This window comes from Uliginosibacterium flavum, assembly GCF_040566545.1.
Lineage (GTDB): Bacteria > Pseudomonadota > Gammaproteobacteria > Burkholderiales > Rhodocyclaceae > Uliginosibacterium > Uliginosibacterium flavum.
Genome location: NZ_JBEWZI010000010.1, coordinates 1 through 23,965 on the forward strand (window position 1 = coordinate 1; position 23,965 = coordinate 23,965).

The following is a 23,965-nucleotide window of genomic DNA, read 5'->3' on the forward strand; positions in this document are numbered from 1 at the left end:
TGAGCTTTGGCGGTTCGTTGATCCGCCCGGAGGCTACTGGCTATGGCACGGTGTATTTCGTTGAGCAGATGCTCAAGCTGCAGGGGCGAAGTCTCGATGGTTTGCGGGTCAGCGTATCCGGGGCCGGGAATGTGGCGCAATACGCCATTGAAAAGGCCATGCAGCTTGGTGCCAAAGTCGTCACGGCTTCCGATTCCGGCGGCACTGTGGTCGATGAAGATGGCTTTACTCCCGAGAAGCTGGCTGTCCTGATGGATGTGAAGAACAATCTGCACGGGCGCGTATGTGATTATGCGCAGCGGGTTGGAGCTACCTTCCTTGCCGGTGTGCGGCCCTGGTGTGTGCCAGTGGATGTTGCGCTTCCCTGTGCGACCCAGAATGAACTGGACAAGGCGGATGCCGAAACCTTGTTTGAAAACGGAGTGATCTGCGTTGCTGAAGGCGCCAACATGCCCTCGACCGCGGAGGCCGTAAAAGTTTTTGAAGGCAAGGGAGTGCTTTATGCGCCGGGCAAGGCCAGCAATGCTGGCGGTGTCGCCACCTCCGGCCTGGAGATGAGTCAGAATGCCATGCGCTTGGGTTGGCCGCGCGAGGAAGTAGATGCACGTTTGCGAGAAATCATGATCAATATTCATGAAACCTGCGTGAACTACGGCCGCTCGAAATCCGGCGAGGTCAGTTACGTCAATGGCGCGAATATCGCGGGGTTTGTGAAAGTGGCCGACGCCATGCTCGCGCAAGGCGTGATCTGAGTCGGCGCCTTCCTGGTTGCTGTTAAAAATTAGTGGAAGAAAACGTCATGGCAGAATTGCCCCCCATTACCGTATCGAGTCTGGATCTGGAGCGACTGTATTCCTTGCTCGGCAAACTGCCGGCCGAAAATTTTGCCAGTGCAGTCGCGCTGGAAAATGAGCTGATGCGCGCCAACATTCTGGAAGCTGACCAGATGCCACCAGACGTAGTCACGATGCGTTCGGTTGTGCGCTTTGTGATTGACCCGAGCGGGAAAGAGTTTGAACTGGTGCTTTGTTACCCGGATGAAATGGATGACAACCCGAATAAGGTATCCATTCTTGCCCCGATTGGCGCGGCCATTTTGGGATTGTCCGTAGGGCAGGAAATCGAGTGGCCAGCGCCCGCTGGTGGCAATGTCTCGGTCCGGATTGTTGCCGTGACCTGGCAGCCGGAGCGAGTGGGGATGCTGTCTTTGTGAAAGTGGGTTCCTCTCAGAGCGGGCACGCAACCGAACCATTAGTCGGAGATGAAATGAGCCTTCAACGTAGAAAACTGAAACTGGCCATCGTTGGCTGCGGATTTCTTGGCAGGATTGTGGCTGAAGCCTGGAAAAATGGGCTCTTGCCGGAATACGAGCTGGTTGCTTGCCTGTCACGCAACCCGGAGTCCGCCCGCTCGCTGGCAGACAGCTACAAATGCAAGGCCTGCGCCGATCTCGGCGAGCTGCTGGAACTGGCGCCCGACTATGTTGTTGAGGCCGCTTCGCCCGGCGCCGTCAAGGAAATCGCGGAAGCGGTTTTATCGGCAGGGGCAAATCTCGTCTTGCTGTCCATCGGCGCGCTCGCCGACGCCAGCTTTCTGGCGCGCATCGAAGCCTGTGCGCGTGCCAACGGCCGGCGTGTCCATCTGGCTTCGGGCGCCATCGGCGGTTTCGACGTACTGCGCACCGCGGCGCTGATGAGCGCCATTGAAGCCAGTATCACCACAGAAAAAGGCCCTAACTCACTGCGCAATACCGCTGTCTTCAGCGAAGACTTGCTTGATGCCAGCGACAAGCGCGAAGTTTTTTCCGGCAACGCACGCGATGCCATTGCGCTTTTTCCGACCAAAGTCAATGTGGCCGTAGCTACTGCGCTCGCCACTGCCGGTGCTGATGCCACCCGAGTGAGTATCAATAGCGTAGCCGGCTTCAAGGGCGACGATCACCGCATAGAAGTCCGTGGCGAGGAGGTTCATGTCGTCGTCGATATTTACTCGCGGACCAGCGCCATCGCAGGCTGGAGCGTGGTTGCGTTGCTGCAAAATCTGGTTTCTCCGATCGCATTCTGAGCGATTTGATTGAACTGTATGGAGAATGCTTCGGGCCGCCTGTGAGTCGCATTGCAGCTGTTTGCGAGCTTGTTTCTTAGTGTCCGCAGAGGCCAGAATTGGCAGACCGCTTTCCTGAGTAAGCGCCGTTCTGTGGCGGTTTACAGGTCTGCTTAAAATGAAAAAAAAGCCCACGGCATGCCGTGGGCTTTTTGTTGAGATTGTCAGGTCGGGCTGAAAAGTCCGACAGACTTGATTGTTTGCTACCAAAATTACCAGTTGGTTTCCCGTTCCGGAGACGCACCGATTTTATGAATGGACAAATCGGCACCGTGGAATTCCTCTTCGGGATCCAGACGCAGGCTGATGAATTTCCTGATCGTGCCGTACACGATACCGCCACCGACTACCGCCACCAGAATGCCGGCGAGGGTGCCGAGTATCTGCGCCCAGAAACTCACACCGCCCATGCCGCCCAGTGCGGTCTGGCCGAAGATGCCGGCGGCGATGCCACCCCAGGCGCCGCACAGACCATGCAAGGGCCATACGCCGAGCACGTCGTCGATCTTCCAGTGGTTTTGTACTTTGGTGAACATGTAGACGAACAGTCCGCCGGCGACACCGCCGACGACCAGCGCGCCCAGCGGGTGCATCAGATCCGAGCCGGCACACACGGCGACCAAGCCGGCGAGCGGGCCGTTATGCACGAAGCCCGGGTCGTTCTTGCCAGCAACCAGCGCGACCAGCGTGCCGCCGACCAGTGCCATCAGCGAGTTGACCGCGACCAGACCGGTGATCGCTTCCATTTTTTGCGCGCTCATCACGTTGAAGCCGAACCAGCCCACGGTGAGAATCCAGGCGCCCAAGGCGAGGAAGGGGATGCTTGAAGGCGGGTGCGCCGAAATGCCACCGTCCTTGTTGTAGCGACCACGGCGGGCGCCGAGCAGCAACACCGCAACCAGTCCGATCCAGCCGCCCATGGCATGCACCACCACGCTGCCGGCGAAGTCATGGAACTTGGCGCCGAACACGGCCTCCACCCAGGGCTGGATGCCGAAGTTGTCGTTCCAGGCAATGCCTTCGAAGAAAGGGTAGACGAAGCCGACCAAGGCGAAGGTGGCTGCCATCTGTGGCGAGAAGCGCGCGCGTTCGGCGATGCCGCCGGAGATGATGGCGGGGATTGCTGCGGCGAAGGTCAGCAGGAAGAAGAATTTGACCAGTCCGTAGCCATTACTCACGGCCAGGGTTTCGGCACCCGTGAAGAAATGTATGCCGTAGGCGACGCCGTAGCCGATGAAGAAGTAGGCGATGGTCGAGACGCAGAAATCGACGAGGATCTTGACCAGGGCGTTGACCTGATTCTTGCGACGCACGGTTCCCAATTCCAGAAAGGCGAAGCCAGCGTGCATCGCCAGCACCATGATGGCGCCTAACAGAATGAAAAGTACGTCAGTTTGGGTTTTGAACTGCTCCATCTTGGACTCCGTTTTGCACAATGGCGGAGCTATAAGCATGAAGTAAGCCAGAGTTGTATTCTATATAAATCAATGGTTTGGTTTGCCCTTGTGGGCAAAAAGGCTGTCGCCTGTGCGCTGTATCTGTGCATGTCTTGAGTTTGTGCACTGATTGAGTGCTTCTGCATTGCGGTGCATGAGTGTTGTTGAGCACGTTTTTGAGCTTATACGCTCGTTCTGTAGAGCGGCTACCCGCTTGCTTCTTCAGCATGTCTGTCTGTAGAGGTCCGCTGCTGGCTGATCTTCGAGCATGTTCGTTGTGCACTGACGATGTGCGCGCGTTTGGCGCAGATCATGGTCACGGATGAGGCGCTCGTTTAGGCTGCGTTTTCCATGACGGACGCCTGCTCGTTCCCTCTCCTTGGATGGGCGAGTGGAGCATTCAGAGTCGCGACGCGACTTTTCCCAAAAAATACGCTGGAGACAAGCAATGCCTGATCGTAATCGTTACCTGCTCGAAGAAGCCCGCATGCCGGGGCAGTGGTACAACATCGCGGCCGATCTGCCTACGCCGCCCGCACCGCCGCTGCACCCGGGGACCGGTCAGCCGATTGGTCCTGACGATCTGGCGCCGCTCTTCCCCCAAGCCATCATCGCGCAGGAAATGAGCACCGAGCGTTACATCGACATTCCCGAGCCGGTGCAGGAGGTGTTCAAGATGTGGCGTCCCAGCCCCTTGTTCCGCGCGCGTCGTCTGGAAAAGGCGCTCGGCACGCCGGCCAAGATCTATTACAAGTACGAGGGCGTCTCGCCCGCTGGCAGTCACAAACCCAACTCCGCCATCCCGCAGGCCTGGTACAACGCGCAGGAAGGCGTGAAGAAACTATGCACCGAAACCGGCGCCGGCCAGTGGGGCAGCTCGCTGGCGTTTGCTGGCGGACTCTTCGGGCTGGAGGTCACGGTGTATCAGGTGCGTGTGTCTTACGACCAGAAACCGTATCGCCGCGCCATGATGGAAACTTGGGGCGCGCAGTGCATCCCGTCGCCCTCGAACACCACCGATGCCGGCCGCGCCGCGCTGGCGAAAGATCCGAACTTCATGGGCTCGCTCGGTCTGGCGATTTCCGAGGCGGTCGAAGTCGCCGCCAAGAATGAAGACACCAAATATGCGCTCGGCTCGGTGCTCAACCACGTGCTGCTGCACCAGACCATCGTCGGGCAGGAAGCCATCCTGCAGATGGAAATGGCCGGTGACGATCCGGACGTGATCATCGGCTGTACCGGCGGCGGCTCGAATTTTGCCGGCATCGCCTTCCCCTTCCTGGGCCAGCAATTGCGTGGCGAGCATGGCAAACGCCGTTTCGTCGCGGTGGAGCCGGCCGCCTGCCCAAGCCTGTCACGCGGCAAGTTCGCCTACGACTTCGGCGACACGGCACGCCTGACGCCGCTGGTGAAGATGCACACGCTGGGATCCACCTTCACGCCGCCGGGCTTTCACGCTGGCGGCCTGCGCTATCACGGCATGGCGCCGATGCTCAGTCATGTGGCCGATCTCGGTTTGATCGAAGCCCAGGCCTATCAGCAGAAAGCCTGTTTCGAAGCCGGCGTGCTGTTTGCCCGCACCGAAGGCATCGTGCCGGCGCCCGAAGCCACTCACGCCGTCAAGGGCGCCATCGAAGAAGCACTGCGCTGCAAACGCGAAGGCAAGGCCGAGACCATCCTGTTCTGCCTGTCCGGTCACGGCCACATGGACATGGCTGCGTATCAGGCCTACTTCGACGGCAATCTGCTTGATCAGGACTACGACGAGAACGAGCTGGCGATGGCTTTGTCATTGCTCCCGCAGGTCGCATGACAGGACTGAGCAATGCGTGCTGAGGATTGCGTTAATCGCTCAGCCATGCCTGAAGAGCCGCGCCCGGCAAGCCTCTGCAAGCACTCTGCCTGCAGAGGCTTGCTGCTATTGGATGTTCTGGGTTGGTGCTTGAAGATCCTTGTTGTGTGCGGTTCTTCGAGCTTTGCCGGTGAGCTGGATCTGCCCGTGATTTTTCTCTGATAGTCTCCAGCACCTGATCCGCAGGAGCCGCCGATGTCCGATTCCGTCAATTTCGCCAGCGCGCTACGCGCCGCTCTCGCTGCCAAGGCCGACCCCGTGCGCGCCGCACCGATGGCCGCCTATATGAAGCAACGCTTCGTGTTTTTCGGCATCCCGACGTCGGCCCGGCGCGCGGCAGTGAAGCCCTTGATCGCGACGCTGGGCAAGGCGCCGGAGGCTGACTGGCTGCTGGGCGTGGCGGAAGCCTTGTGGGAGTTTGACGAACGCGAATGTCAGTACGTGGCGGTTGATCTGCTGGTGAAATTTGCCGGGCGACTGGAGGCGCGGCACGAGCCGCAGTTGGTGGCGCTGGTGCGGGCGAAGGCCTGGTGGGATTCGGTGGACCTGCTTGCTGCGCATGTCTATGGCACGCTGTGCCGCAAGGCGCCAGAACTGCGGCTGCGCCTGGATGGGTATGCCACGCATGAGGATCTGTGGCTGCGCCGGGTGGCGATCCTGTCTCAGTTGAACTACGCCGCCGAGACGGATCGTGCACGCCTCGCGGCCGCGCTGACGGCAAATCTGGGGCAAAGTGATTTCTTCATTCGCAAGGCGATGGGTTGGGCTTTGCGCCAGTTTGCGCGGACTGATCCGGACTGGGTATGTGCCTGGCTCGATGCGCATGCCGGACAGGTGTCCGGGCTGACCCGGCGCGAAGCGCTCAAGCGCATTCAGGGAGATCAGCCGGAATCCGAGCCCCCTGCTTAGGTCAGAAATGCGCAGGCGCCTTCGGCTTCTCCGACCTGCCGATCTGCCGGTGGGCGATCTCTGCAGATCCGCATCCAGAAAGACTCTTCAGGTTTTCCTCGGAATCAGTTTTCAGGGTAATTGTGAGGCCGAAAACAATAAAAACACCTGTCTCTGTCAGGTGTGCATGAGTTTGCAGGGCCGACTGATCATCCGGCAGCAAGCCCTCGTCCGCCTCACCCTTCGCAGGGTTTGACCTTGTTGGCGCAGGCGGTGGCGCGAGCCCGGGCGGTCTCTACATCATCGGCACTGGCTACGGCGACGCCCATGCGGCGGCGTTCGAAGGCTTCCGGTTTGCCGAACAGGCGGATATCTGATTCGGGTACCTGCAGGGCTTCGTCTACGTCTTCGAAGAGGATGCCAGTGGCGTTCATGTTGCCGTAGATCACGGCACTGGCCCCCGGGCGGCGCAGGCTGACATCCACCGGCAGGCCGAGGATGGCGCGTGCATGCAGATCGAATTGCGAGAAGCGCTGCGAGGCGATGGTGACGAGGCCGGTGTCGTGCGGGCGCGGGCTGACTTCGGAGAACCAGACTTGTTCGCCCTTGACGAAAAGCTCCACGCCGAAGACGCCACGCCCGCCCAGCGCGGTGGTGACCTTGTCGGCGATTTCGCGCGAGCGATGCAGGGCCAGTGGCAGCATGGCTTGCGGTTGCCAGCTTTCGACGTAATCGCCGCGTACCTGGACGTGGCCGACCGGCGCGCAGAAACGGGTTTCGATTTCGCCCTTGGCGTTATTGGCGCGTACGGTGAGCAGGGTGATTTCGTAGTCGAAGTCGATGAAGCCTTCGACAATGATGCGGCTCTGCTTCACACGCCCGCCGGTGGCTGCGTATTCCCAGGCATCGGCGATATCGGCTTCGCTGCGGATGACTGATTGGCCCTTGCCGGACGAGGACATCACCGGTTTGATGACGCAAGGGTAGCCGACCTGGTGGATGGCGGCCTGCAGTTGTTCAAGCGTGTCGGCAAAGGCGTAGGGCGAGGTGGGCAGGCCGAGTTCCTCGGCGGCCAGGCGACGGATGCCTTCGCGATGCATGGTGAGCTGGGTGGCGCGCGCGGTGGGCACGACGGTGGCGAGGCCGTCCGCTTCGATGCGGGCGAGTTCGTCGGTGGCGATGGCTTCGATTTCCGGCACGATGATGTGCGGGCGCTCCAGCTCCACGAGTGCGCGCAGGGCCTTGGGGTCGGTCATGTCGATGCAGTGCCAGCGGTGCGCCACCTGATGCCCCGGCGCGTGCGGATAACGGTCCACTGCGATCACTTCGACGCCGAAGCGCTGCAGCGCGATGATCACTTCCTTGCCGAGTTCGCCGGAGCCCAGCAGCATGACGCGGGTAGCGGAAGGGGAGAGCGGGGTGCCGATGTGCATGGTGAGCATGAGGTGGGCCGGAAAGGCCGCTATTTTAACGCGGCGCGTGGTTTTGGTGAGCTGATCTGTCTCAGTGGCAGGTGTGCTGAAGAGCCGCGCAGGGCGGCCTTGTCCTGATAGGCGTGCTGCAGAGCAAGGCGGGATGCGGCTCTTAGGGCATGATGTGTCGCAAGTCGCAAGTCGCAAGTCGCAAGTCGCAAGTCGCAAGTCGCAAGTCGCAAGTCGCAAGTCGCAAGTCAAAAGCGCCCTCTCCCGGCGCTGCGCGCCACCCTCTCCCCCAAGGGGCGAGGGACAGGCCTCGCCAAGCCCGTCATACCGGACTCGATCCGTAATCCAGAAGATGGGTGGCGAAGGGCGCTGGATTCCGGATCGAGTCCGGAATAACGGGAGGGGCGGTTTGAGGACGCCCTGAACGCAAAAAAAGCCTCCGAAGAGGCCTCTCTCTGTCTAGCGTGTGCTGCGCGAATCAGAACTCGCGGCGGGCACGTACCAGACGCTCGTCCTGACGCGGGGCTGCGTCGCGCGTGAAGGTGCGCGGGGCGGCGTCGCGGTCGCTGAAGCTGCGCGGGCGATCACCCATCTTGCGTTCGTCATTCGAACGCGGACGGTCACTGAAGCTGCGCGGTGCATCGTTGCTGCGCGGACGGTCGCTGAAACTACGCGGTGCGTCGTTGGAACGTGGACGATCACTGAAACTGCGCGGGGCGTCGTTCGAACGCGGACGATCGCTGAAGCTGCGCGGTGCGTCATTGCTGCGCGGACGGTCGCTGAAACTACGCGGTGCGTCGTTGGAGCGCGGACGATCATTGAAGGTACGCGGGCGGTCATTGAAGTTGCGACCGCCGCCGGAGCGTTGTTGCTCGGGCTTGAAGCGCGGCTCCAGACCTTCGATCACGGACGCCGGGATCAGTTGGGTGGTGAAGCGCTCGATGGCCTTGACCTTGAAGCGATCAGCCGGCACCGCGAGGGTGATGGCGATGCCGCTGCGGCCAGCACGACCGGTACGGCCGATACGGTGAACATAATCTTCCGGCTTCATCGGCATGCCGTAGTTGATGACGTGGCTGATGGCCGGGACGTCAATGCCGCGTGCGGCAACGTCGGTGGCGATCAGGACCTTGATTTCACCACGGCGCAGGCCGTTGAGGGTGCGGGTGCGCTTGGCTTGCGGCATGTCGCCATGCAGGGCAGCGGCAGCGAAGCCCTTGTCGGCGAGGGACTCGGACAGCCAGTCGGCATCGCGCTTGGTCGCGGCGAAGACGATGGCCTGGGTCATGTCGGCCTGATTCAGCAGGTGGTCGAGCAGGCGATTTTTGTGGGCAGTGTCATCGGCCCAGTGCACGCGCTGTTCGATGTCGGCATGCGTGTCGGTGGAGTTGGCCAGTTCGATGCGCTTGGGCTTGTTCAGCATGGAGGCGGCCAGACGACCGACTTCACCGCCGAAGGTGGCGGAGAACATGACGGTCTGACGACCTGCGGGCAGCGCGGCGACGATCTTTTCGATGTCTTCCATGAAGCCCATGTCGAGCATGCGGTCGGCTTCGTCGAGCACGAGCATTTCAGTGCGCGAGAAATCGATGCGGCCGCTATTGATGTAGTCGAGCAGGCGGCCCGGTGTGGCAACCAAGATGTCGACCGGCTGACGCAGCAGCTTCAATTGAGCCGGGTAGGGCATGCCACCCACGACGGTGACGACGGCCAGACGCTGCAGCGGGCGACCATAGGTGACACCGGCCTTGGCAACTTGCTGGGCGAGTTCGCGGGTCGGGCACAGCACGAGGACGCGCGGGCCGATGCTCTTGACGGCCGGAGCCGCCATGATGCGCTGCAGGGCGGGCAGCATGAAGGCGGCGGTCTTGCCGCTGCCGGTGGCGGCGGAAACCATCATGTCGACGCCAGTCAGCGCAACGGGGATGGATTCTGCTTGTACGGATGTTGGGGTGGTGTAACCGCTGCTGGCAACTGCGGCAACGAGGGCTTCATTGAGCCCGAGGGTACTGAACGACATTTGATTCCAATCGAAAAAGCGCGAAGCGTCTGTGTCTGCTGTGAGCAGCACAGGAAGTTGGCGCAACAGGCGCAGTCAAAAGACTGCGCAAACAACATCGGCGCCAACCGGTACGACAAACGCGCGGATTTTCCGAAGAAATGCGGAAATGCGTGAGAAGGGGGGTCAGGGACGATGAAACAGGTAAAAATTTTGCAATGCACAAAGGCCGCGCTGCAAGGGGGCGCACTCTACAGGATCAAGGCCTTGATTGCACGTATATTTTGCAAAAGTTTGATTTGTGGAAGCCGGGCTGTTGGATTCGTGCAAGATATTTTGGCGTGCGAGTGGCAACAGTCTGGCATCCGGGGCCTTGTTGCCCCGGATTTCCGTGTGCCGGCTGGATGAGTGCAAGAGAGCAATTTATACGGTGAAACGCCGTACCGTGGCATCCAGGCGCGAGGCAATGTCGGACAGGCGAACAGACAGGCGATTGGTGGTCTCGGCGACTTCCTGATTTTCTTCGCTGCTGTGCGCGATACGCTCGATGTGGCGGGCAATGTCCTGGCTGACGCTGCTTTGCTCGGACACTGATACCGAAATCGTGGAGATGTGACCCACGGTTTCGGTGGATTGGTCCTCAATGATGCGCAGGGCTTCGGCCACGTCGCTGGTGCTTTTTACGCCGGCTTCGACCTTGAGGTTGGCATCCCTGATACCGACGACAGCATCCGACGTGTCGCGCTGGACGGCTTCGATCTTGGAATTGATTTCCTGAGTGGCAACGGTGGTGCGTTCGGCGAGCTTGCGGACTTCATCGGCGACAACTGCGAAGCCGCGCCCTTGCTCGCCGGCGCGGGCGGCTTCGATGGCGGCATTCAAGGCGAGCAGATTGGTTTGATCGGCGATTTCCTTGATGACGTTGACGATGCTGCCGATTTCATCCGAGCGTTTGGCCAGCGCGCTGACGGTTTCGCTGACACCCGTAATGGATTGGGCGATCTGGCGGATCTCGCCGGCGGCCTGACGGGCGCTTTGGGCGCCCCCACTGGCGGTGCTGGCCGCGCTGCGGGTTTCGGTTTCGACGTTATGCGTGTTCTCGGCAATGTGGCTGACGCTGACTGACATTTCTTCGATGGCGGCTGCGGTGGATTGCACGGCTTCCGATTGATGAGACGAGGCAGAACTGACCTTTTCGGCGGCGGAGGTGAGTTCGCGCGAGGCGGATATCTGCTCAGCCACGCTGTCGCCGACTTCGCGGATCACCCCCTGGATGCGTGCGACGAAGGTGTTGAACCATTGCGCGACTTCGGAGAATTCATTATTGGACGTGGTGTCCAGGCGACGCGTCAGATTGGCTTCTCCTTCGGCAATATCCTTCAGTGCATCGCGGATGCGGTGTAGTGGATTGATCACGATCAGGCGTAAGGCCATCGACAGGGCAAACAGCAGTGCTACGTCCAGCACGATGATTTCCAGCACGATACCGCCGAGTGCGCTGCGCAGTGCCGAGTCAACATTGGCTCGTGAATACAGCAGAGTGAATTTGCCGATGCTCTGGGTTTTTTCGCCTTCCGTGTAAGTCACTTCGGCGTCCTTGCTGAGCAGCTCGCCGGCGTTTGCCATCTGCTCTTTGAGTTCGTCGGGCTTGCCATCCTTGTCGCGACCGATGATCAAGCCCCAATTTTTGGGTGTTTTCAGGTCGATTGACTGGATGAATCCAGCGCCAAGCTCAGCCTTGAGCGTAGCTGCCATGACCGGCTTGTCAAAATTCCACAGAGGCATCGACAGGTTGGTCTGGATACGGGCGATGGCGTTGTTGGCGTCTTCTTCCAGGGCCGTCTCAAGCTCTGCTTTGGCGGAGAAGTAGTTGATGCCGCCGGACACTGCCAGTAGCGCGGTGATGATCACCAGAAACAGGAGCCCCAGGCGGGTGCTGATGCTGTTGAGATTGAGTGTGGGCATTTTGTATCTCCGTCAGTAGCGGATTTGATTCCAGTTCCAGATAGAAACGATACTTTGTTGACTTCGCCTTGCCGTGCTACAGCACTGTCTGCGGCTCGTCTTCGCGCCTCGTTTCTATCTGGAATTGGAATGATCAGGGTTTGCTGGGGGTTTTGGCGGCAGGCGTATCCATCGAGAACCACAGGCTCTTGTCGTCCAGGGGTGTCTCAGGCGAGAGAAGCTTGTTTTCGACACGGAAGACCTTACGCTCGCGCAGCTTGGTGCTTTCAATGGCCGGGCCGAAGAATTCGTTGAAGGCTTTATCGAAGCTGCCGTCCTTGATCATCATGCGCAGCCCTTTTTCGATGCGGGCAGCCAGCACCGGACCGTCGCCCTTGCGACTGACCATGAAAATGCGTGGGTAGGGATAGAACACCGTCAGACTGGGCTCGATGACCAGATCGTCCAGCCCCTGCTTTTGGGCGTCTTCGAAATTGCCCGTAGCCTCCCAGGAGGCACGGGCAAACATGTCAAAGCGCTCTTCGTTGAGCATGCGCAGCAGGCCCGCTGCGTAGTAAGCTTTGGTGACCTTGAAGCCTGCGCCTTCAAGGATCTTGGTGTCCGGCCAGCGCGAGCCCTGGCCGACACTCAACTTTTTGAGTTCATCGACACTCTGGATGGCCGCAAATTTCGGCAGATCCTGCTTGCGTACGAGCATGATCCGGTAGCCCAGCAGACCCTTGTCCAGCGGGATGCGGATGGGTAGGAGTTTTTTCTCCTCTTCCATGTTCGAACCGCGCGTCATTATCGAAATGACGCCGGTGTTGTCGGCGATCTCGTCGATCATGCGTGCTGTAGGCAGGGCGGTGTCGGTTGCTTTGAGTGTATAAGCGCCGTCTGCCTTGGTGTGTTCCAAGGCATCCTGCAAAAGCGCGATGAAGTTTTTGGGTTCGTTTTTGTTGTAAATGACCGTCAGGTCGGCGGCTTGTACGCTAAGGCTGGCCGTCAACGAGGCTATGGCCAGCAGACGCTGCCAAGGATGGGACATGCTCGTACCTCTCGCTCTGTTTGGTGGGGCGCCCTGCTCTTTTTGGGCAGGCTGGTGTCTTCGGACTATCGGCCGGGAGGCCACGAACTTGAGTTGTCGTAAACGGAAATCACCCTTTGAGGCAGGGCTTGGCACACCGGGTATGTTTGGCGCTGGCGGGGGGAAACGAAAACTGGGTTACAATGGCGCGCGGCGGGTCTCCCCGCATTGCAGCGTGGGAATCTGGTCAGGTTCGGAAGGAAGCAGCCATAACCACTACCTGTAAGTGCCGGGGGTCAGGCTCGCCGCCTTGAATAAAGAAACAGGCTGTGTCGTGAGACACAGCCTGTTTTGCTTTGGTGCCTGGTGCTCAGGTTTCGATCAGACGCGCTGGCTGGGTGGTTTCGGGCAGCTGCATGCGCTGGTAATTACCGTCGCGCACCGTGCCAGTGGGCATTTGTGGCCCGATCAGTTGGTTGAGTAGCAGCATGCTGCCAATCGCAATGATCAGTGCGCCGATCAGGCGCAGGATTTTGTGAGTTTCTTTGGTGCCGGGGGTGGGGGTGTTCATGATCATTACCCTTTCTCAGAAGGTCTGACTGCAGTCTGGCCGGCGGCCAATGTGGCGTCCAATTGATTGCCTGAACAGGCGTAATAGCCCGCGTCAATCACACAAGTCGGAGCCCGCGTACAAATACCCGTAGGCTCTTGCTGCCCTGCTGTTAAAATCGCGCCCCATGAGCTACCAGGTACTTGCCCGCAAGTGGCGCCCCAAGAGTTTCGAAACTCTAGTCGGCCAGGAACACGTCGTCCGTGCGCTGACGCACGCACTGCAGACCGGGCGTTTGCATCACGCCTATCTGTTTACCGGGACGCGCGGCGTGGGCAAGACCACGATCTCGCGCATTCTGGCCAAGAGCTTGAACTGCGAGAGTGGCATTACCGCCACGCCTTGTGGCGTATGCGCGGCTTGTACCGAGATCGACAGCGGGCGTTTCGTCGATTACGTCGAAATGGACGCGGCCTCCAATCGCGGCGTCGACGACATGGCCTCGCTGCTCGAAAAAGCGGCTTACGCCCCGGCGCGTGGGCGCTTCAAGGTCTACATGATCGACGAAGTGCATATGCTTACCGGTCACGCCTTCAATGCGATGCTGAAGACGCTGGAGGAGCCGCCCGAGCACATGAAATTCATTCTCGCGACGACCGACCCGCAGAAGATTCCGGTCACCGTTCTGTCGCGTTGCCTGCAGTTCAACCTCAAGCAGATGCCGCTGACGCACATCGTCGATCACTTGGGTCAGGTGCTGGGCAAGGAAGGCGTGAGCTTTGAGCCCGGGGCGCTGCGCCACATTGCCAAAGGCGCCAGCGGCTCAATGCGCGATGCGCTGTCGCTGCTCGATCAGGCCATCGCCCACGGCGCCGGCAAGGTCGAGGAGGAGGGCGTGCGCGACATGCTCGGCACGGTCGGCGAGGATCATCTCTACGAATTGCTGGATGCACTGCAGGCGCAGGATATCGGTGCGTTGATTGCCGTGGCCGATGCCATGGAAGCGCGCAGCCTGAGCTTCGAGTCGGCGCTGCAAGAGTTCGCCACCTTGCTGCATCGCGTGGCGCTGGTGCAGTTCGCCCCGCAGGCGATCAGCGACACCTTTGAACGCGAGCGTCTGACGCCTTACGCTGCCGCCTTTGCCCCGGAATTCTTGCAGCTGGCTTACCAGATTGCGATTCATGGCCGCGAGGAACTGGCGCTGGCGCCCGATGAATACACCGGTTTCACCATGAGCCTGCTGCGCCTGCACGCCTTCCGGCCGGACGCGCCGGGTGCGGTGGCCGCTGCGCCGCGTGCGACACCGGCTGCGGCGCCAGCAAGACCTGCCCAGACAGCCGCACCGGCCGTGGCTGCGCAGCCTGCCCCTGTGGCGAAGCCCGCCACGCCTGCTTCAACAGCCTATGTGCCTGAAGAGCCTCGCCCCGCGCCGGTCTTGAACGAGGCTCCGCCACCGGCCTTCGCCGCGCCCGCCGCGCCTCTGACGGCGGACATGGATTGGCACGCGATGATTCTGGCCGCTGGCCTGGGCGCCATGACGCGCGAGCTGGCTCAGAATTGCGAGTTGCTGGATCTGCAGGGTACGGTATTGAAGCTGCGCCTGCCGCCCAGTCACAAGCATCTGGTTGCCATGTCGTCGAACGTGACCAAGCTGCAGGAAGCGCTGTCGACCTACTTCGGCCAGCCGGTGCGGGTGAATATCGAGGTGGGCGACGTAGCCAGCCAGACGCCCGCCCAACGCAATGAAGAAGTGCGTCAGACGCGGCAGGCCGATGCGGTGGCCGCGATGCAATCCGATCCCTTTGTGCAGGAACTCATCGAGCGCGGTGGTGCCACGCTGGTGGAGTCCTCAGTAAAACCCTTGTCTGGAGAGATGCAATGATGAAAGGCGGCCTTGCTGGCTTGATGAAACAAGCCCAGCAGATGCAGGAAAACATGAAAAAGGCGCAAGACGCGCTGGCCCTGGTCGACGTGGAGGGTTCTGCCGGCGCGGGTGCCGTGAAGGTAGTGATGAGCTGCCAGCACAAGGTCAAGCGCGTGATGATCGATGCCTCGGTCATGGACGACAAGGAAATGCTCGAAGACCTGATCGTGACCGCGCTGAACGAAGCCGTGGCCAAGGTCGAGGCAACTTCCTCCGAGAAGATGTCTGGCTTCAGCGCGGGCATGCCACCGGGTTTCAAGCTGCCGTTTTAATACGGGAACTGGGGATTAGGGACTGGGTACTCGGCGTGCAGCGGGCGGCGTTGCCGCCCGTGGTTTTTCCCAGTTCCTATTTCCCAGTCCCGAGTCCCCAAAGAAAATGTCCCTCCTCGATTCCCTCACTGAAGCCTTGCGCGTGCTCCCGGGCGTTGGCCCGAAGTCTGCCCAGCGCATGGTTTATCACCTGCTGCAACGCAATCGTGAGGGCGCGGCACGCTTGTCGGCGGCTCTGGCCAGTGCGCTGGCGGATATCCGGCATTGCGGGCGCTGCAATAATTTCACCGAAGCCGAGATCTGCGAGCGCTGCCTGAATCTGGCGCGCGATGCCTCGCAGCTGTGTGTGGTTGAGATGCCCTCAGACTTGGCCGTGATGGAGTCCACCCACGCGTATCGCGGTTTGTACTACGTTTTGATGGGGCGGATTTCGCCGCTGGACGGCATCGGTCCACGCGAATTGAAGCTGGATAAACTGATTGCCCGCGCCACCGATGGCACGGTGCAGGAGGTGATTCTGGCGACCAACTTCACCAATGAAGGTGAGGCTACCGCGCACTACGTTGGCGAAATGCTGCGCACGCGTGGTCTCAAGGTCAGCCGCATCGCGCGCGGCGTGCCGGTGGGCGGCGAACTTGAACATACCGATCTGGGCACCGTGGCGCAGGCTTTTGTCGAGCGGCGCGGCTGGTAATGATCCTAGAAACCGCAGTTGACCGCTTTGAATTGCTGGAAAACCCGCGTGGACACTAAGTTTCGTTCCTACGGTAGCCGGCGCCACTTGGGTGAGAGCGCTACGCGTCCGATTGAGCCGCGCTGCTGCACGCTGGCGGCGTTGCTTCTCCTTGCGGGCAAAGGCCCGCTGCGTCGGCGCGCCTTGCCAACGCACCGCATCGCGACCCACTCGGGCGCGTCCAACTACGGTTTCTAGGATATTCAGAGGACAAGGGATGAAACGTTTTGCGGCATTGCTTCTGCTGCTCTGCTCATGCGCAGCCTGGGCCGATGAGGCCAGTCATCGCCGGTTGGCCGAGGAGCTGATGGGGTTGACCCAGACCGAGGCGACGGTGCGCAACTGGCGCAAGCGTTTCGAGGCGCAGGCGCAGGAAATGGTTGAAGAGGCCGTGCAAGGGCGTCGTCCCGAGCAACTCAGTGATGCCCAGCGTCAGTCCGTGCGGCGTTTCTCCGAACACGGCGCCGAGGCACTGGATGCCGGCCTGAACTGGAATAAGTTGAAAGATCCTTTGGCGAAGCTGTACATGGATACTTTTACCGAGTCTGAAACGCGCGAACTGGTGGTGTTCTACAAGACGGCGCTGGGGCAGAAAATGCTGCGCGGCCTGCCGGCCTTGTCAGAAGGCATCGCGAAAATCGTGCGTGCTCAGGTCGATGTGATGCGCCCGCAACTGCAGGGGATTTCGCAGGATTTTCAGGCGGAGTTTGCGCGGGCTGCGAGTGCGGCGCCAAGCGGCGCCAAACCGGCTGACAAGGTCTTCGACAAGCCGGCTGAAAAATCTTCAGGCAAAGTGCCTGCTGCTGCTGGCGCTTGCCGTAACGCCAAGACTGGTCAAGCCTGCGCTTGAGGTGGGCCCAAGAGCCGCGCGCACCCTTGCTCTGTGCGATGGCAGGCTGAAGAGGTCCGCTGGGTGGGGCTCTTCAGACATGCCTCCGCCAAAAACAAACGGCCCGCGCGGAAGCCTCCGGCAGGCCGTTTTCTTGCCCGAAGATGCGTTCAGGGTTGGATGCTGAAGGGCGTGCCGCCCAGCGAGACCGGCGGGACGGGCATCTTCGGACGGCGGATTTTTTCGCTCGGCGCAATCACTTCGGCTTCGCCCTTTACGACGCCTTTGCCATCCTGATTGACGCATACGCAGTCAAAGATCACGCGCTTCTTGTCGTCGAATTTTTCGCGGGCGGTGACCGTGACGGTGAGTTGGTCGCCGGGCTTGACCGGGCGGGTGAAGCGCAGGGTCTGGCCCATGTAGATGGTGCCGGGGCCAGGCAGGAGAACGCCGAGCACGGTGGACACCAGTGCGCCGCTGAAGATGCCGTGAGCAATCACGCCGCCGAACATCGAGGCGCCAGCGTATTCATGATCAAGGTGGGCCGGGTTGACGTCGCCCGAGAGTGCGGCGAAGAGCTGGATGTCGGCCTCGCTGATCGTGCGCGTCAGGCTGGCGGATTCGCCGATCTGGATTTCGGCGTAGGTGCGGTTTTCGATGAAGTCGGTCATTCAGAAACTCCTTGGAGGTGCCGTCAAAATGGAGCGAAGTGAAACGAAGCGGTTCTGGCAAGGCGCGTAACGACGCTCCGGCACTTCCTAGTCAATGATGTTGTAGCCGCCATCCACATGGATGGTGCCGCCGGTCAGTGAACGCGCGCCGTCGCTGACGAGATAGGCGCAGAGCGCGCCGACGTCGTCGATATCCACCAGTTTGTGCAGCGGGGCGCGGGCAGCCGAGGATTGCATCAGACTGTCGAAATCCTTGATGCCCGAGGCGGCGCGGGTGGCCAGCGGGCCGGGTGAAATGGCATGCACGCGGATGCCTTTGGGGCCGAGTTCCGATGCGATGTAGCGCGTAGAGGCCTGCAGCGCGGCCTTGACCGGACCCATCATGCCGTAGTTGGCGACGACTTCATCGGCGCCGTGGTAGCTCATGGTTAGCAAGGTGCCGCCTTCGGTCATCAGCGGCTCGGCCAGCTTGGCCATGCGCATGAAGGAGTGGCAGGAGATGTCCATGGCGCGGGAGAAACCTTCGCGCGAACAGTCGGTAACGCGGCCGTGCAGGTCTTCCTTCGGCGCGAAGGCGATGGAGTGCACGAGGAAGTCGAGGCGACCCCATTTTTGCTGGATGGCTTCGAACACGGCTTCAAGCTGGCCGGGAATTTCGACATCCAGCGGCAGGATCAGCGAAGCGCCGACATTTTCCGCTAGCGGGCGCACATAGCCTTCGGATTTGGCGTTGAGATAGGTGATGGCCAGATCCGCGCCGCCTTGGTGGAAGGCCTTGGCGCAGCCATAGGCGATGCTGTGATCGTTGGCGACCCCGACGACGAGACCGCGCTTACCTTTCAGACTGAACATGAAGAGCCTCTCTGTGGAAATGTGCGAGTGCAGCAAAGTCTAGGCGGAAACCCAGTCTTGCGCATCATGATCCTTCGGGCGCTTGATCTTGCTCAGTCGCGCGGCGTTTGTATCAAAAGGGATTATTTGATGATCGTGCTGCGCATCCGCCAAAAGGTGCTACCTGAGCTTTAGCGGATGCGCTGCAACATTTCTTGAGTGGGGTTTTATAAATTGGCCAGATCGATATCGCCGACGGTGTTGAAAACGTAGTCGGGCTTGTAGGGGAATTCGGTCATCAGTTCGGGCGTGGTGACGCCGGAGAGCACCAGAATGGTCTTCATACCGGCTTCCATGCCGCCGACGATGTCGGTATCCATGCGGTCGCCGATCATCACGCAGTCTTCAGGGTGGGCGCCGAGCTTGCGTGCGGCCAGCATCATCATCAGCGAATTGGGCTTGCCGACGATGTAGGGCTTCTTGCCGGTGGCGGCCGAAATAGCCGCGAGGATGGTGCCTGCAGCCGGCTCCAGGCCGCCTTCGACCGGGTCAATCATGTCCGGGTTGGTGCCGATGAATTTGGCGCCATGGTCAATAAAGCGTACGGCTTTTTTGAGTTGTTCGTAGCTCAGGGTCGAGCACTTGGCGACGACAACATAGTCCGGGTTGGATTCCGAGATCGAGAAGCCGACGTTGTAGAGCTCGCTCATCAGGCCGCCGCCGCCAACAACGTAAGCCGTGGCGTGCTGTTTCTGGTTTTGATTCTTCAGAAAGGTGGCGGTAGCCATGGCGGCAGTGATGAAGTTGCCTTCAGTCAGGCCGTCGATGCCGAGGCTGGCGAGCTTGAGCTTCAGATCCAGCGGGGTTTGCTCGGCGTTATTGGTCAGAAACAGGAAAGGGGTTTTCGAGTCGTGCAGGCGTTGCACGAAGTCCTTGGCGCCGGGCACGAGTTGCTTGCCGCGGTAGATGACGCCGTCCATGTCGGAAATGATGCCCTTGACCATGTTGATGTTCCTGTTTGCGATGAAAAATTGAATGCATCAAGTATGCCGCAGAATCGCCAAATCAGTCTTGCGGAGCCGGGAAGTGTCAAAAAAGAGCAGGTTTTGAGCTCTTCAGCTTATGCCTTAAGGGTTTCTGTTGTCTGAAGATTGGCTCAGGCAGGCCTTGTAGCGCCTTTCGTGGTCGCATGGGCTTTAATCCTTGGTGGCAAATTGGCTATAATCGGCCAGCTTTGGATCACAATCACTCGGGGTTTGCAATGAGCGATAACAAACAAGATGCATCCGGCGGAGAGTCGTGCTGTTCATGCAGTCTCGATCCTTCACGCCGTGTTTTGCTGGCCGCGACGGCTGGCGTCGGTGCCGTAATTGGTGCCGGAGTGGCCGTGCCTTTCGTGACGAGTTTCATTGAGCCGTCCGAGCGCGCCAAGGCTGCCGGTGCACCGGTGGAGGCGGATCTGTCGAAGATCAAGCCGGGCGAGATGATTACCGTCGAATGGCAGGGCAAGCCGGTGTGGATTCTGCGCCGCACGCCCGAGATGATTGCGGCTCTGCAGAAAAATGAAACGGCCCTGGCTGACCCAGCCTCCGAACGCGCCGAGCAGCCTGAGTACGTCAAGGGTGCGGGCCGGGCGATCAAGGATGAGTTTTTTGTTTGTCTTGGCGTGTGTACCCACTTGGGTTGTACGCCGAACTCCAAGTTCGTCCTGGGTGCCGAGAGCGGCATGGGCCAAGACTGGGCGGGCGGCTTCCTGTGTCCGTGTCACGGCTCGCAGTTCGACCTGGCCGGGCGCGTGTTCAAGAGCATGCCGGCGCCAACGAATCTGAAGATTCCCAAGCATACCTATCTGAGCGACACACGCCTGTTGATCGGCAAAGATTCCGGAGAGGCCTGAACGATGAGCTACTGCAAGATTGTGACCGACAAGCTGCAACAGGTTCTGGGCTGGGTGGATGAGCGTTTTCCGCTGACCGCCAATTACAAGTCGCACCTGTCCGAGTATTACGCGCCGAAGAATTTCAACTTCTGGTATTTCTTCGGTTCGCTGGCGCTGCTGGTGCTTGTGATTCAAATCGTTACCGGGATCTTCCTGGTGATGCACTACAAGCCGGATGCCTCGCTGAATGCTGCCGGGGTTCCGGTGGCTTTTGCCAGTGTGGAATACATCATGCGTGATGTGATGGGCGGCAAGTTCATCCGCTACATGCACTCGACGGGCGCTTCGATGTTCTTCATCGTGGTGTATCTGCACATGTTCCGGGGCATTATCTACGGCTCCTACCGCAAGCCACGCGAGCTGATCTGGCTGTTCGGCATGGGGATCTTCCTGTGTCTGATGGCCGAAGCCTTCTTCGGCTATCTCCTGCCCTGGGGCCAGATGTCCTTCTGGGGCGCACAGGTCATCGTGAATCTGTTCGAGGCGATTCCGGTGATTGGCCCGGATCTGTCGATCTTCATTCGTGGCGATTATGTAGTCTCTGATGCGACCCTGAACCGTTTCTTTGCTTTCCATGTGATTGCCATTCCGCTGGTGCTGATTGGCCTGGTGGCGGCGCATCTGATCGCGCTGCATGAAGTCGGCTCGAACAACCCGGATGGCGTGGAAATCAAGAAGCACAAGGACGCCAATGGCATCCCGCTGGATGGCATCCCGTTTCACCCTTACTACACCGTGAAGGATATCTTTGGCGTGTCGATCTTCCTGATCGTCTTCGCCATCATCATCTTCTTCGCGCCAGAGGGCGGCGGCTACTTCCTGGAGTTCAACAACTTCTTCCCGGCCGATTCGTTGAAGACGCCCGCACATATCGCTCCGGTCTGGTACTTCACGCCTTTCTACTCGATGCTGCGCGCCACGACTTCGGACTTTCTGCCGGTGTTGTGGGCTTTCATCACCCTGGTGGCCGGCCTGACTTTCCGTGCAACGAGTTGCGTGTGGGTCAAACGGGCCTGTGTGCTGGCAGTGGTCGGCGTGTACTGGGGTTTCTTCGGTTTGACGGTGTTCGGCTTCACGCCGCCACCGATTGACCCGGTGATTCTGGGTGTGCACCTTGGTCGTGGCTTCGATGCCAAGTTCTGGGGTGTGGCAATGATGGGCGGCTCGGTGATGCTCTTCGGTCTGCTGCCCTGGCTGGATCAAAGCCCGGTCAAGTCAATCCGTTACAAGGGCGGGCTGTACAAGACGGCTCTCGCCTTGTTTGTACTGAGCTTCGTGTTGCTCGGCTTCCTGGGTACCAAGGCTCCGGGCTATGCCTTCTTCGGCTTGATCCCGGGAGGCCCGGTGGCGGCGGTGAGTACGATTCTGTATCTGGCTTTCTTCGGCCTGATGCCCTGGTATTCACGCATGGACAAGACCAAACCTGAACCGGAAAGGGTGACCTCGAAATGAGTCTGCTCAACAAATTTCTGGCCGCTGCTGTGCTGGCGGTGACGATTACCGGAGCGCTGGCTGCGGGTGGTGTTGCGCTCGACAAGGCGCCGGTGCGTTTTGATGATGCTTCTCTGCAGCAGGGCGCCAAGCTTTTCGTCAATTACTGCCTGAATTGCCATAGTGCAAGCTCGGTGCGTTACAACACTTTGACCCAGATCGGTTTGTCCGAACAGCAGATCAAGGACAATCTGATGTTTGCGGCGGACAAGACCGGCGAGCAGATGTTGTCGGCGATGCGCCAGGACGATGCGCGCAAGTGGTTTGGCGCGGCACCTCCGGATCTGTCGGTGATTGCGCGGGCACGTGCTTCGGAAGATGGCAGCGGCGCAGACTGGTTGTACACCTATCTGCGCAGTTTCTATCGTGACGATTCGCGTCCGACCGGCTGGAACAATGCAATCTTCCCGGGTGTCGGCATGCCTCACGCCTTGTGGACCCTGCAGGGCGAACAAGCTGCGAAGTTTGTCACCAAGGATGACGGGCACGGCAACCAGATCAAGCATCTGGAAGGCTTCGAACTGGTCAAGCCGGGGTCGCTGAAGCCGCAAGAATATGATGAGCAGGTCGCGAACCTGGTGTCCTTCCTTACCTGGATGGGTGAGCCGGGACAGGAAACCCGCCGCAGCATGGGCTGGTTCGTACTGGCTCTTTTGAGTGTTTTCGCCGTTCTTTCCTGGTTGCTCAAGCGGGCATACTGGAAAGACGTGCATTGATCGGGTGTGAACCAAATGATGGTGTTGGCTGGTCGCGACAGCGACGCGCAGCAGGCGCGTCGGGTGGTTCGTGACACTGAATATTCCTGGAGTAACTCTGCAATGATGAATTTGTATTCCGGTACAACGGACCCCTTTAGCCACCGCTGCCGGATCGTGTTGTACGAAAAAGGCATGGATTTCCAGGTGGTCGATGTCGATCTCTTCAACAAGCCTGAAGAAAATGCGGTCATCAACCCCTACGGCCGCGTGCCGGTGATGGTGGATCGCGATCTCGTCCTGTACGAATCGAACATTATCAACGAATACATTGATGAGCGTTTTCCGCACCCGCAGCTGATGCCGCCGGATCCGATCATGCGCGCCAAGGCCCGCCAGCTGCTGCATACGCTGGAACACGAGCTGTTTTCGCACATTGAAGCCCTGGAAAAGAACCAGAAGGCTGCTGCCGACAAGGCCCGCACAGCGGTGCGTGATCAGTTGCTGCAACTGGTGCCGCTGTTTGCCAAGCAGAAATACATGCTCGGCGACGAGTTTTCGATGCTGGACGTGGCCATCGCTCCGCTGCTGTGGCGTCTTGAGCACTACAACATCGAGCTGCCGAAGACGGCTGCGCCTTTGATGAAGTACGCCGAGCGGATCTTTACGCGTCAGGGCTTCATCGATGCCTTAACCCCCTCCGAACGCGCCATGCGTCGGTAAACACCCATCGGCCTACTGCGCGGGCCGATCTTGAGGCTGCGATGCTCTCCGTACTATTCGTACGTTTGCGCTTCTCGCCTCAAGCTCGATCCCGCTCGCTACGGCCGCTGGGCGCTTCCCGAGCGGTTTTTTGGGAAGTAGAGATTCCAGATTGTTCTGAATGACCCAAGCTACCTCCACTAAGCCTTACCTGATTCGCGCGCTGCATGAGTGGTGCGTGGATAACAACTTCACGCCCTATATTTCGGTGCGGGTGGATGAGCGTACGCGGGTGCCGATGCAGCATGTGAGCAAGGGGCAGATCGTGCTGAATATTGCGCCGTATGCCACGGGCGGCTTGCAGATCAGTAACGACGAAATCACCTGTCAGGCCCGCTTCAGTGGCGTGGCGCAATCCCTGTATGTGCCGATTGCCAATGTGCTGGCGATTTATGCGCGCGAGAACGGGCAGGGCATGGCTTTTGAAGAGGGCGCCGTTGCCGGTTCCGGTATGGAGCTGGGCGGCATCAGTGCTGCAGATTCCGACGCCAGCCCGACAGATACGCCACCACCTGAACCCGAGACGCCTGCGCCCGCCAAGGGCTCGCACCTGCGCCGGATCAAGTAAGTTTTCTTGCGGGTATGCCCGCACAGCCGC

Annotated in this window: 25 protein-coding genes and 1 other RNA gene; 16 read left to right on the forward strand and 10 right to left on the reverse strand. The window is 59.9% G+C overall.

Translation table 11 applies throughout. The features are described from left to right. The 3 genes from ABXR19_RS10510 to ABXR19_RS10520 form a co-directional block, all read left to right on the forward strand. The coding region (locus tag ABXR19_RS10510) for a dehydrogenase family protein (RefSeq protein ID WP_494338511.1) at positions 1 to 752 on the forward strand (752 nt) is incomplete at its 5' end. Positions 753 to 799: 47 nt separating this feature from the next. Further along, complete coding sequence (gene rnk, locus ABXR19_RS10515; RefSeq protein WP_354601083.1) at positions 800 to 1,213, forward strand: nucleoside diphosphate kinase regulator; 414 nt, start codon at positions 800 to 802, stop codon at positions 1,211 to 1,213. 53 nt (positions 1,214 to 1,266) lie between these two features. Further along, positions 1,267 to 2,064 carry an aspartate dehydrogenase domain-containing protein gene (locus tag ABXR19_RS10520; RefSeq protein ID WP_354601084.1) on the forward strand — a complete coding sequence of 266 codons (798 nt, stop codon included), beginning with the start codon at positions 1,267 to 1,269 and terminating at the stop codon, positions 2,062 to 2,064. A gap of 251 nt (positions 2,065 to 2,315) precedes the next feature. Here the strand turns inward: ABXR19_RS10520 and ABXR19_RS10525 are convergent, their stop codons facing one another. Next, the gene (locus ABXR19_RS10525; protein WP_354601085.1) at positions 2,316 to 3,518 is read right to left on the reverse strand and encodes an ammonium transporter; all 1,203 of its coding nucleotides are present in this window, start codon (positions 3,516 to 3,518) and stop codon (positions 2,316 to 2,318) included. Between the two features lie 469 nt (positions 3,519 to 3,987). Here ABXR19_RS10525 and ABXR19_RS10530 point away from each other — a divergent pair, with 469 nt between their 5' ends. Both ABXR19_RS10530 and ABXR19_RS10535 read left to right on the forward strand, forming a co-directional pair. Next, positions 3,988 to 5,352, forward strand: coding sequence for a TrpB-like pyridoxal phosphate-dependent enzyme (locus ABXR19_RS10530; RefSeq protein ID WP_354601086.1), 1,365 nt, complete (start codon positions 3,988 to 3,990; stop codon positions 5,350 to 5,352). A gap of 234 nt (positions 5,353 to 5,586) precedes the next feature. Then, positions 5,587 to 6,300, forward strand: a complete 714-nt coding sequence (locus tag ABXR19_RS10535; RefSeq protein WP_354601087.1) for a DNA alkylation repair protein — start codon at positions 5,587 to 5,589, stop codon at positions 6,298 to 6,300. Between the two features lies 1 nt (position 6,301). On the opposite strand, the gene ABXR19_RS10540 is transcribed toward ABXR19_RS10535, so the two are convergent. From ABXR19_RS10540 to ABXR19_RS10560, 5 genes are all read right to left on the reverse strand, one after another. Then, positions 6,302 to 6,502, reverse strand: coding sequence for a hypothetical protein (locus ABXR19_RS10540; RefSeq protein WP_354601088.1), 201 nt, complete (start codon positions 6,500 to 6,502; stop codon positions 6,302 to 6,304). A 13-nt stretch (positions 6,503 to 6,515) separates the two neighbouring features. After that, positions 6,516 to 7,712 carry a formate-dependent phosphoribosylglycinamide formyltransferase gene (purT, locus tag ABXR19_RS10545; RefSeq protein WP_354601211.1) on the reverse strand — a complete coding sequence of 399 codons (1,197 nt, stop codon included), beginning with the start codon at positions 7,710 to 7,712 and terminating at the stop codon, positions 6,516 to 6,518. A gap of 466 nt (positions 7,713 to 8,178) precedes the next feature. Beyond that, entirely contained in the window at positions 8,179 to 9,720 is a 1,542-nt protein-coding gene (locus ABXR19_RS10550; protein WP_354601089.1) for a DEAD/DEAH box helicase, read from the reverse strand. Positions 9,721 to 10,122: 402 nt separating this feature from the next. Next, positions 10,123 to 11,664 carry a methyl-accepting chemotaxis protein gene (locus tag ABXR19_RS10555; protein WP_354601090.1) on the reverse strand — a complete coding sequence of 514 codons (1,542 nt, stop codon included), beginning with the start codon at positions 11,662 to 11,664 and terminating at the stop codon, positions 10,123 to 10,125. Between the two features lie 133 nt (positions 11,665 to 11,797). After that, a complete protein-coding gene (locus tag ABXR19_RS10560) occupies positions 11,798 to 12,691 on the reverse strand; it encodes a hypothetical protein (protein WP_354601091.1) in 894 nt (297 codons plus the stop codon). Between the two features lie 191 nt (positions 12,692 to 12,882). Between ABXR19_RS10560 and ffs the strand changes: the two genes are divergently transcribed. Next, positions 12,883 to 12,980: signal recognition particle sRNA small type (ffs, locus tag ABXR19_RS10565), an RNA gene on the forward strand. A 60-nt stretch (positions 12,981 to 13,040) separates the two neighbouring features. Here ffs and ABXR19_RS10570 read toward each other — a convergent pair. Then, entirely contained in the window at positions 13,041 to 13,241 is a 201-nt protein-coding gene (locus ABXR19_RS10570) for a hypothetical protein (protein WP_354601092.1), read from the reverse strand. Between the two features lie 166 nt (positions 13,242 to 13,407). Between ABXR19_RS10570 and dnaX the strand changes: the two genes are divergently transcribed. The 5 genes from dnaX to ABXR19_RS10595 all read left to right on the forward strand — a co-directional run bounded on the left by dnaX (position 13,408) and on the right by ABXR19_RS10595 (position 16,999). Beyond that, positions 13,408 to 15,102, forward strand: coding sequence for a DNA polymerase III subunit gamma/tau (gene dnaX, locus ABXR19_RS10575; protein ID WP_354601093.1), 1,695 nt, complete (start codon positions 13,408 to 13,410; stop codon positions 15,100 to 15,102). Continuing rightward, complete coding sequence (locus tag ABXR19_RS10580; protein ID WP_354601094.1) at positions 15,099 to 15,416, forward strand: YbaB/EbfC family nucleoid-associated protein; 318 nt, start codon at positions 15,099 to 15,101, stop codon at positions 15,414 to 15,416. The genes dnaX and ABXR19_RS10580 overlap by 4 nt, the downstream gene beginning before the upstream one ends. Before the next feature lie 106 nt (positions 15,417 to 15,522). Then, entirely contained in the window at positions 15,523 to 16,110 is a 588-nt protein-coding gene (gene recR, locus ABXR19_RS10585) for a recombination mediator RecR (RefSeq protein ID WP_354601095.1), read from the forward strand. A 48-nt stretch (positions 16,111 to 16,158) separates the two neighbouring features. Further along, the gene (locus tag ABXR19_RS10590) at positions 16,159 to 16,347 is read left to right on the forward strand and encodes a hypothetical protein (RefSeq protein ID WP_354601096.1); all 189 of its coding nucleotides are present in this window, start codon (positions 16,159 to 16,161) and stop codon (positions 16,345 to 16,347) included. Positions 16,348 to 16,366: 19 nt separating this feature from the next. Further along, the gene (locus ABXR19_RS10595) at positions 16,367 to 16,999 is read left to right on the forward strand and encodes a DUF2059 domain-containing protein (protein ID WP_354601097.1); all 633 of its coding nucleotides are present in this window, start codon (positions 16,367 to 16,369) and stop codon (positions 16,997 to 16,999) included. A gap of 149 nt (positions 17,000 to 17,148) precedes the next feature. On the opposite strand, the gene ABXR19_RS10600 is transcribed toward ABXR19_RS10595, so the two are convergent. From ABXR19_RS10600 to ABXR19_RS10610, 3 genes are all read right to left on the reverse strand, one after another. Beyond that, a complete protein-coding gene (locus ABXR19_RS10600) occupies positions 17,149 to 17,649 on the reverse strand; it encodes a MaoC/PaaZ C-terminal domain-containing protein (RefSeq protein WP_354601098.1) in 501 nt (166 codons plus the stop codon). Positions 17,650 to 17,736: 87 nt separating this feature from the next. Then, on the reverse strand, positions 17,737 to 18,501 hold the full coding sequence (gene fabI / locus ABXR19_RS10605) for an enoyl-ACP reductase FabI (protein ID WP_354601099.1): 765 nt from the start codon (positions 18,499 to 18,501) through the stop codon (positions 17,737 to 17,739). 206 nt (positions 18,502 to 18,707) lie between these two features. Then, the gene (locus tag ABXR19_RS10610; protein ID WP_354601100.1) at positions 18,708 to 19,484 is read right to left on the reverse strand and encodes an HAD-IIA family hydrolase; all 777 of its coding nucleotides are present in this window, start codon (positions 19,482 to 19,484) and stop codon (positions 18,708 to 18,710) included. Between the two features lie 257 nt (positions 19,485 to 19,741). Between ABXR19_RS10610 and petA the strand changes: the two genes are divergently transcribed. From petA to ABXR19_RS10635, 5 genes are all read left to right on the forward strand, one after another. Further along, complete coding sequence (petA, locus tag ABXR19_RS10615) at positions 19,742 to 20,377, forward strand: ubiquinol-cytochrome c reductase iron-sulfur subunit (protein ID WP_354601101.1); 636 nt, start codon at positions 19,742 to 19,744, stop codon at positions 20,375 to 20,377. Positions 20,378 to 20,398: 21 nt separating this feature from the next. Continuing rightward, the gene (locus tag ABXR19_RS10620) at positions 20,399 to 21,871 is read left to right on the forward strand and encodes a cytochrome b (protein WP_435594321.1); all 1,473 of its coding nucleotides are present in this window, start codon (positions 20,399 to 20,401) and stop codon (positions 21,869 to 21,871) included. Next, positions 21,868 to 22,626 (forward strand): cytochrome c1, encoded by a 759-nt coding sequence (locus ABXR19_RS10625; RefSeq protein WP_354601103.1) that lies wholly within the window; start codon positions 21,868 to 21,870, stop codon positions 22,624 to 22,626. The genes ABXR19_RS10620 and ABXR19_RS10625 overlap by 4 nt, the downstream gene beginning before the upstream one ends. 102 nt (positions 22,627 to 22,728) lie before the next feature. Next, a complete protein-coding gene (locus ABXR19_RS10630; protein WP_354601212.1) occupies positions 22,729 to 23,328 on the forward strand; it encodes a glutathione S-transferase N-terminal domain-containing protein in 600 nt (199 codons plus the stop codon). A 160-nt stretch (positions 23,329 to 23,488) separates the two neighbouring features. Beyond that, complete coding sequence (locus ABXR19_RS10635; protein ID WP_354601104.1) at positions 23,489 to 23,935, forward strand: ClpXP protease specificity-enhancing factor; 447 nt, start codon at positions 23,489 to 23,491, stop codon at positions 23,933 to 23,935. Positions 23,936 to 23,965: the final 30 nt, after the last annotated feature.

What these genes read in the sequence shown, in the direction of transcription:
- rnk (WP_354601083.1), top strand. Translation starts at nt 800, where the DNA reads ATGGCAGAATTGCCCCCCATTACCGTATCGAGTCTGGATCTGGAGCGA.
- ABXR19_RS10520 (WP_354601084.1), top strand. Translation starts at nt 1,267, where the DNA reads ATGAGCCTTCAACGTAGAAAACTGAAACTGGCCATCGTTGGCTGCGGA.
- ABXR19_RS10525 (WP_354601085.1), bottom strand. Translation starts at nt 3,518, where the DNA reads ATGGAGCAGTTCAAAACCCAAACTGACGTACTTTTCATTCTGTTAGGC.
- ABXR19_RS10530 (WP_354601086.1), top strand. Translation starts at nt 3,988, where the DNA reads ATGCCTGATCGTAATCGTTACCTGCTCGAAGAAGCCCGCATGCCGGGG.
- ABXR19_RS10535 (WP_354601087.1), top strand. Translation starts at nt 5,587, where the DNA reads ATGTCCGATTCCGTCAATTTCGCCAGCGCGCTACGCGCCGCTCTCGCT.
- purT (WP_354601211.1), bottom strand. Translation starts at nt 7,712, where the DNA reads ATGCACATCGGCACCCCGCTCTCCCCTTCCGCTACCCGCGTCATGCTG.
- ABXR19_RS10550 (WP_354601089.1), bottom strand. Translation starts at nt 9,720, where the DNA reads ATGTCGTTCAGTACCCTCGGGCTCAATGAAGCCCTCGTTGCCGCAGTT.
- ABXR19_RS10555 (WP_354601090.1), bottom strand. Translation starts at nt 11,664, where the DNA reads ATGCCCACACTCAATCTCAACAGCATCAGCACCCGCCTGGGGCTCCTG.
- ABXR19_RS10560 (WP_354601091.1), bottom strand. Translation starts at nt 12,691, where the DNA reads ATGTCCCATCCTTGGCAGCGTCTGCTGGCCATAGCCTCGTTGACGGCC.
- ABXR19_RS10570 (WP_354601092.1), bottom strand. Translation starts at nt 13,241, where the DNA reads ATGAACACCCCCACCCCCGGCACCAAAGAAACTCACAAAATCCTGCGC.
- dnaX (WP_354601093.1), top strand. Translation starts at nt 13,408, where the DNA reads ATGAGCTACCAGGTACTTGCCCGCAAGTGGCGCCCCAAGAGTTTCGAA.
- ABXR19_RS10580 (WP_354601094.1), top strand. Translation starts at nt 15,099, where the DNA reads ATGATGAAAGGCGGCCTTGCTGGCTTGATGAAACAAGCCCAGCAGATG.
- recR (WP_354601095.1), top strand. Translation starts at nt 15,523, where the DNA reads ATGTCCCTCCTCGATTCCCTCACTGAAGCCTTGCGCGTGCTCCCGGGC.
- ABXR19_RS10595 (WP_354601097.1), top strand. Translation starts at nt 16,367, where the DNA reads ATGAAACGTTTTGCGGCATTGCTTCTGCTGCTCTGCTCATGCGCAGCC.
- ABXR19_RS10600 (WP_354601098.1), bottom strand. Translation starts at nt 17,649, where the DNA reads ATGACCGACTTCATCGAAAACCGCACCTACGCCGAAATCCAGATCGGC.
- fabI (WP_354601099.1), bottom strand. Translation starts at nt 18,501, where the DNA reads ATGTTCAGTCTGAAAGGTAAGCGCGGTCTCGTCGTCGGGGTCGCCAAC.
- ABXR19_RS10610 (WP_354601100.1), bottom strand. Translation starts at nt 19,484, where the DNA reads ATGGTCAAGGGCATCATTTCCGACATGGACGGCGTCATCTACCGCGGC.
- petA (WP_354601101.1), top strand. Translation starts at nt 19,742, where the DNA reads ATGAGCGATAACAAACAAGATGCATCCGGCGGAGAGTCGTGCTGTTCA.
- ABXR19_RS10625 (WP_354601103.1), top strand. Translation starts at nt 21,868, where the DNA reads ATGAGTCTGCTCAACAAATTTCTGGCCGCTGCTGTGCTGGCGGTGACG.
- ABXR19_RS10630 (WP_354601212.1), top strand. Translation starts at nt 22,729, where the DNA reads ATGATGAATTTGTATTCCGGTACAACGGACCCCTTTAGCCACCGCTGC.
- ABXR19_RS10635 (WP_354601104.1), top strand. Translation starts at nt 23,489, where the DNA reads ATGACCCAAGCTACCTCCACTAAGCCTTACCTGATTCGCGCGCTGCAT.